The organism is Shewanella sp. 10N.286.51.B2 (assembly GCF_041469265.1).
Taxonomy (GTDB): domain Bacteria; phylum Pseudomonadota; class Gammaproteobacteria; order Enterobacterales; family Shewanellaceae; genus Shewanella.
In genome coordinates, this window is record NZ_JBFRKH010000110.1 from 1 (window position 1) to 7,557 (window position 7,557).

The 7,557-nt window shown below is 37.4% G+C and carries 4 protein-coding genes and 1 pseudogene; all 5 read right to left on the bottom strand.

Annotated features, from left to right (window positions below; all coding sequences use genetic code 11):
- Positions 1 to 152: 152 nt before the first annotated feature.
- Positions 153 to 1,142 (bottom strand): polysaccharide lyase family 7 protein, encoded by a 990-nt coding sequence (locus AB4140_RS19545; RefSeq protein WP_372002295.1) that lies wholly within the window; start codon positions 1,140 to 1,142, stop codon positions 153 to 155.
- An 847-nt stretch (positions 1,143 to 1,989) separates the two neighbouring features.
- Positions 1,990 to 2,556, bottom strand: coding sequence for an Arm DNA-binding domain-containing protein (locus tag AB4140_RS19550; protein ID WP_372002297.1), 567 nt, complete (start codon positions 2,554 to 2,556; stop codon positions 1,990 to 1,992).
- Between the two features lie 615 nt (positions 2,557 to 3,171).
- Positions 3,172 to 3,444 carry a hypothetical protein gene (locus AB4140_RS19555; RefSeq protein WP_303446172.1) on the bottom strand — a complete coding sequence of 91 codons (273 nt, stop codon included), beginning with the start codon at positions 3,442 to 3,444 and terminating at the stop codon, positions 3,172 to 3,174.
- A gap of 480 nt (positions 3,445 to 3,924) precedes the next feature.
- Positions 3,925 to 6,924, bottom strand: coding sequence for an endo-1,4-beta-xylanase (locus AB4140_RS19560; RefSeq protein WP_372002299.1), 3,000 nt, complete (start codon positions 6,922 to 6,924; stop codon positions 3,925 to 3,927).
- Positions 6,925 to 7,422: 498 nt separating this feature from the next.
- Positions 7,423 to 7,557 (bottom strand): annotated as a pseudogene (locus AB4140_RS19565) (transposase); the annotation flags it as partial.

The window sequence follows — 7,557 nt, forward strand, 5'->3', positions numbered from 1 at the left end:
CCATTAAATTCTTATATTTAAATTATAGATATATTAACTTCAACAGACGAACCCCAAACAAAAGCTTTAACCTATTAATTTAAAAAAAATATAACCAATAATTGTAGTTACGAGTTACAAGTTACTAATTTTAAATTGATGTGTTAACTGCGCTAAAATTTATACCCTTTATGCATGTTATGGATATGATAGAAAGTGGCTTGCACATAATCACCATCAGCGCCGTCATTGTTTTGATTATAAACACCCGCTTTAAAGTACATATACTGGTTACTAGCACTATAACCACTATCTTTCATATCGTAGTACTTAGTAATATTAGGCTTACCTTCCCTGATTATAGTGACGAACAACACTTCATCTTCGACGGAAATTTTATAAGAGAATTTTTCGTTTAAGGCGATTCCGTCAACAGGGTCTGACAAAGTATGTGAACGTGAGCCAATCATATTTATCCAAATATCATCACCATCATTTATTTCATGGGCAAAATAAATAGCCCCTTTCGAGTTGGCTGGTAATTTTCGGTAATATAAACGAATAGGTTCGTCATCCGTCGCGTGAATTTGCCCGATGACCACGCGTCCAACCTTTTTTTTATCACCTGTGGTAGATACTCGGTTTATTGCCAAAGTCCCTTCCAAACTGCCTTCAACACCCCCAGACTTAGCTTTCGCCGAACCATGCGCATTGCTGAAAACCCAGTTATTTTTTGTCAGGCCACGAGTTTTAATTTGAACATTACCTCTACGTAGCATTTCGCGTAGTTCGGTTCTCGCATATTTTGTATTTTTTGAGGTCTTGGCACCTACGTTTGGGCAAGCGAATACCAAGCCACCATCATCAGCTGTATAAAAAAATGGCTTTAAGTCAAAGCCTTTACCTAATGATTTCTCATAGACGGTATCAGCTTTTTTATCTTTGTTGAGATCGGTTGGCAACGTTAACGACCAATCGAGTAAGTCAAAATTATCACCTGGCTTTTTAAGCGGATCGAGTTTTGACAAATCCCCCAGTAAAACACCTTCAGCAAGGCTAGTGTGTGACTTAGGAATAAGCGTATTCTCCTCAATTTCCTGAGCATTGAGTGATGCGCTAAAAACAGCTAAAGCAAAAACTAGCAAAGCGAAAACGTCACACATTTTCTTTTGAATATGTCGGTAAGATTTATATGTGTTGATATTGGAATCCTTTATAATTTACGATCTCTTTGTTGAATATGTTCGTATATTGTTCGGCTTAACTATTTTCAAAGCTTACTTAGAATACCTATATGCGCAGCATATAGTGGCGCACCTACACATGAGCTTAACTAACCCTGAAAAACGTAATAAAAATAGGTAAGACTTTGCTTCTAATTAACACCAAAAATTATCTAATTTCGTTGTAAAAAGAAGCAGAACTCTTTGTTGTATATGATCAAAGAGCAATGATTAATTGTTACGCACATAATCACACACAACCCACCCAACACAGCCACATGCTTAACAACCTGTTCACACCTGTAACTTTGCGTTAAACAAAATATAACCACCACAACACATCATTGTCAACCAAAAAAGCGCCGCAGGCATTACCAAAAACCAAAATTGGTAGTAACGATGACATAAAAAAGATTAACGCATTGGCTTTACATATTTCCCTCTCAATAGAAAAGACATAATGAACAATAACTTACAGGAGAGTCAGGCTGTTATTGTTGAATGGTTTTTATATTCACTACCAATGGATATGACAACATTACCAAATAACAGAACAAAGTTAGTCAGTGACTCAGCTGTATTTCAAACTCGCAAGGTGTTATTACCAATTTTTTTGCGCAGGTATTACCAATAGATAATGTAATGAGATTACAGTTCAGAACTAATATGCAGATTATGAGCTGTACGATAATTCGTATTGATTGTGATTTATCATTAATGCTCTTGTTGAACAAAGCTGCGCTGTCAGGCGCATTAGTGCTGATTTCGATGCATGTCCTGATAACCTTTATAACAATGCTTGTTTTGACGCTTGCAAGACTTGACCTGCTGCGACAGGAGCGCCCTTTCGTTCATTAGAAATACCTTTTTTTATTCGATCAAAACATTCCAACCATTGTGGTTTGGTTGTTTTCTCTAATGGATACTTGCCTAAATAAGGATATAAGTGGCGGGAGAATTGTGCTCTATGTTTATCTACATTTTTACGGTTTTCAGTGGCATATTCCACCAACCAATATTCCAGCGCATCTTTAACTGTGACAGCATCTTTACGTTTAACTTTAACCAATGATAATTCGACAGTGGGATCTTCACCATTGTCCAACCATTTACGACACTGATCTCTTTTAACTCTAGCTTGCTTTATCGACGTTTCAGGATATTTCCCTAAACTGACCCACTTAGGATTCGTTTCACGACCACCAAGCCTATAACGAAAAACCCAACCAATAAAACCTTTCTTTGAAATACGAACTGATAAGCTCCCACCATCAGCAATGACAGATTTACCTATATAGGGTTTCCCCAATATTTTTCGTAAAAACGTGTCAGATAATTTATTAACCGCAACCATACAACCTCTATTAACCTACAAATGTGTCTCTTGATGAAGTAACAAATTCACAAACTCTTTAGAATAATGTTCTTCTATAATTATCTGACAACGATCTTTTTAAAAACAAATATCCAGACTACTTAAAACTAAAACTTAAACTAAAACACACATAATTTAAAAGCATATAAAATTATTTAATAATCATTTAACGAACTGAAAAGTTATATTTTTAACGATAAATGTAGGCGAAAAGATAACTTAATTCTGAATTGAACAAACAAGTAATAGGTGTTTACTTTATTTGTACATCCATTAAGTATTGAATTTAGCTGACGTTTTATACAAAAATGTTACATTACCGGAAAATACATGTATTTTTATCTTACGTAAAATATCCTTGAATACTTAGCAGAAATTAAACTTATTGGCAGCATAATAGGTAGATGGTTAGAAATCTAGAAGCTAATTAAAATGACAAACTAGAGTCTGTAACACTCACTTTTTACCAAAATTCACTTATCATGACGTTAAGCAGCCCCGAGTAAACTGGGCTCTACATAATGCTTATCGAGCATATTAACGTTCCCAATTTAGTCAGTTATGCTTAATCTTTGTAATTATAAGGCATTGATACTAATCATCTTTCATCCAATCCAAATTGGGTAATGCGTTCAAATGCTGGATATAACGTGATTCATTGAATGAAACATCATTTTCCATGATATCGGATACTTCAATAGCCAGGGCACAGGCCATCCATTGAACCGCTTCTTCACGTGGCGTGCCCGTCATAACTAAGCGCATTAAGGTTTCTTTTACCTTTTTTGGCTCACCATCTGCGATTTGATTTTCGATTGTTTCAATTAGAGTTTCTTCAGTCATGTAACTGTCTTGCTGGTTGTCCATTATACATTCTCTGTTAAGTATTTAACGCTATTATCTCGTAATCACACTGAAAACAATAGAACTAATATCAATAAATTTATGGGCGTGCTTAATAAAGTGAAATTGGGCAACAATAGTAATGAAACGAATAAAGGCCCGAGTACAGTAGTTTTTAAATCACTTAGGGATATGGAATGTTATGCGTTGTTAATTTGAACAACGTCGATATTTATCAAGTTTATGGTGGTATTAACAATCAATCTAATGATGCTAGTTTAAATAAAAAGGAATGTTGATAATAAATTCTCAACATTCCTTATAGATAGTTTTTAAATAAACGTAAATCGATATTGTGGATTAAATATTATAATTTAATTAATCTACAAACAATGCCAGAGGTTATAACTTGATGTAACGCCCTCTGCCCGATATAAATCTTTGCTTATTTTGGTACTATTTATTAAACGAGCTTACTTATTGAGTAAATAAACACAGTCTATTTTATTCTACCGAGGCCAACTTAACTACCGCGTCGTCTAAATAGATATCAACGCCTACAGCGGCATTTGAAAAATACACCGAGAGCTCAGTTAATTCACAATCAGGGGGGGTAAATGTGCCACTCACTAAGGTCCATTCACTGTCTGACACAGTAACGGCTGGGCCTGCCTCGGTGTAAACCGCCTCTGAACCTTCACAGGTTTGCTTGATGTTAATGCTAACGTTTTCACTGTCAGAACCTGCAACTCTTATCCAACCGCTGATATCATAAGCGGTATTTGCAACTCCTCGCCCCAAAAAGTCGTAGACAGGCCCTTGCCAATCATTGGTACGTGAATTAACTAACGCTGACTTTTCACCTGTGTGAGCAAAATCAGTACTTTCTTCAATGTTTGCCCCCCAAGTTGCCCAGCCATTTATACCCGATTCAAAGGTTGAATTGGTCAATAAGTTATCAGCGTCCACAGTAATGTCACTGGTAATAGACACGCTATCGATATAAATATCGACACCAATTGCGGGGCCATCAAAATAAACAACGGCACTAGTAAGCGCACAATTTGGTAACACCAAACTACCGGTTAACTTTGTCCACTCGCCATTGGTAGCCGTTATAGCACCATGTTGAGTGTAAGATGCATCAGCTTCTTCATCACCTTCACATAAGGTTTTTAAGGTAATGTTTAACAGATCTTCATCTGCATTTTCAATGCGGGCATATGTGGTAATTTCATAAGTCTTACCGGTTTCAGCAAAAGGCTGTAAATTAAATAACGGGCCTTGCCAAGTCCCTGTTCTATCACTATGTAAAGCACTGCTATTACCTGTGTTGGCATAGTTTGTTGAGCTGGCTAATGTGCCGCCCCAAACTGACCAACCATCAGTGTTTATTTCAAAGTCGCTGTTTGTTACTAAGTTAGGACCTAGATCTTTCTTTTCTTGATGAAAAGTGACGTCATCTACATAGATATCAATACCCACTGCTGGGCCTTCAAAATAAAGTATGGCATCGCTCATCGCACAGGTAGGTAACGTTACCTGCCCCGCAATTAGAGACCAATCAGTTGAGTTAGCCTCCGTAGCGCCAGTGCCTAAGTACTTAACACCATCTGAACAGGTTGCACTAATTGTTGCTTTAACTTGAGCTAAACCTTCACTAATTGCCGTTCGAGCAAACAATTGGTAAGTTTGGCCTGACTCAACAAGACTCAAAATATTCGTTGATGGCCCTTGATATTCTTGGGTACGTGCAGTACCGACTAGACTTTGGGTTCCGGCAAATACTTTGCTTGTGGTGATTGCAACTGCTGATGTGTCGTAACCTTCCCAACCTGAAGCATCAATTTCAAAATCACTGTTAGCTAAAAGGTTATCGCCAAAACCATCAGTGTTAGGCATTAAAGCTTGTGGTCGAAGGCTTACTGCATCTAAGTAAAAGTCTTCACTTACATCAGCGCCTTCAACTGATAAAGTGGCGTTGACAAGCTCACAATTAGGTACGGAAAATGAACCTGATAATTGGGTAAACTCAGTGTTGCTGGCAACGGCTGAATTAACAACGATAGTGTTCGCTTCTTCAGCGACACATTCGAGTATTACATTTACAGAGCTTGCTAATGTTGTTTCGTTAGCTGACATCACCCAAGCTTTAAGGTCATAGACGCTGTTTGCCTTAAGTAAGCTGGTGATATCAATGCTAGCTGTCGCTTTAGCATCTTCACTTGCTGAAGATAACAGCGATGTTATTCCATTCTGTTGATATTCAGTGGTTCTCATGGCTGTTTCGTCTAAGGTTGTCCACCCGTCTGTGCCTATTTCAAAGTTACCATTGGCAATTAAGTTTGGCATCACACCTGATGCATCAGCTTCAATACCCATAAAGGCATCAGCTATCGCAAAATAAGCCGGTTTTCTTTGGTAATCAGCAGTGTATAAAAGTGGATCATCGGGCCCAAACTCGCCATCAATCCAACTGTATTTGTCTGTGAACCCCCAAACCGTGACAGCGTCACAACGGTCAACATTCATACATGCATTGACTGCACGATGGTATACCTGTTGTTGAATAGCCAGTTTAGTCACTTGGTCCCAAGGTAAAGCAGATAAACGCACATCAATTTCACTGATGTTAACGTCTAAGTCCAAATCAGCAAAACGTTGCAGATTATCGGTCATTTGCTGGGTTGATGGTGCATTTGATGCGTCTAAATGCATTTGAAAACCCACCCCGTGAATCGGGACTTCAGCATTGATTAATTCAGTTACCATGGTAAATACAGCATCAGACTTAGCATTGATGTTGTCGATACTGTAATCGTTATAAAACAACTTCGCTTCAGGAGCAGCATCATGTGCTCTAGTAAACGCATCTGCAATGTAGTTTTTATCTAGCTTTTCAAAGAATACAGAGTCACGATAATTAGCATCATCACCCATCACTTCGTTTGCCACATCCCACGCATATATTTGTCCGCTATAACGCGCTGCCGTAGCATCGATATGCGCATTAATTAATATGGTTAAATCTTCAGCTGTTACATCACCATTAACAAAAGATGGTGCTTGGCGATGCCATACTAAGGCGTGGCCTTTAAACGCTATGTCATTTTCTTCGACAAAATCGATCATGCTATCTAAAGCGTCATAATCCCAAACGTCAGAGCTAGTATTTTGAATAGATCCCCATTTACCGATATTTTCAGGTGTCACATAGTTAAATTCTTTCTTTACTATGTCGATATAGTCAGTCTCGTTATTGCTTAAAACACCATGACTTAACGCGGTACCAATGCGTTTATTTGCTTTGTTTGCTGCTTCGACTAAATTAGTCACTAACGGCTCTGGATCTGGATCGACTTCTACGGCTGGCGGAACTTCGGGTATTGGAGGCACTACGGGTGTTTTTTTGTCATCATCTGAACATGCCGACAATAATAGTAGTAAAGGGGAAACCAGTAAGCTTGTCCTGGATAATTTAAATCTATCGTTTTGTATATTCATTTATATTTCCTGAAGAGTATTGTATTTTTAATTTGTCATTTTATAAAATCACTTTTTTTATTGTGTTTACTACGAGCTAGCTATAAGTCTCATTGACTATAAGCTTATAGTAAAGTAGACCACTTTAATGCTATTAACAATTAAAATAATCTCAAGTTAAGTTGGTTAATGGTGTTTTTTTGTTTGCTAGTTTGATTGTATGTAAAGATTTTTGAATCTATTTGATTGTTTTTTAGACGCTTATTGATGTTTGATGAGATCTAAACACTTAGAGCTAATAATACATAGCCACCCATTATTTTGAAGTTATAACATAACGCCTTTCATTTTGAGTTGCCAACACCAACATTCATTTACTTATGGGATTATTCCTGCCAAAGGACTGAATATTTCATCATTAATCACCAAAAATAACTCATAAACTAAATTCAACACAGCAAAAAAGCTTGATATCTATCAAGTGGAAAATGCTTTTATTTGAAATTAAGAAATGGTGTATTAAGCGCACAACCAGCGCTGACAGTTAGCTGCACCTTGTCGTCGTTTTAGGTCTAAATGCTCACAATAATCTGTTAATGCAGGCAACGCCCCCACCGCACCTTTGAATAAAGCGCCAAACTCAGTGGTGATTTT

Coding starts and splice junctions, on each gene's coding strand:
- AB4140_RS19550 (WP_372002297.1), bottom strand. CDS start 2,556: ATGGTTGCGGTTAATAAATTATCTGACACGTTTTTACGAAAAATATTG.
- AB4140_RS19555 (WP_303446172.1), bottom strand. CDS start 3,444: ATGGACAACCAGCAAGACAGTTACATGACTGAAGAAACTCTAATTGAA.
- AB4140_RS19560 (WP_372002299.1), bottom strand. CDS start 6,924: ATGAATATACAAAACGATAGATTTAAATTATCCAGGACAAGCTTACTG.
- AB4140_RS19545 (WP_372002295.1), bottom strand. CDS start 1,142: ATGTGTGACGTTTTCGCTTTGCTAGTTTTTGCTTTAGCTGTTTTTAGC.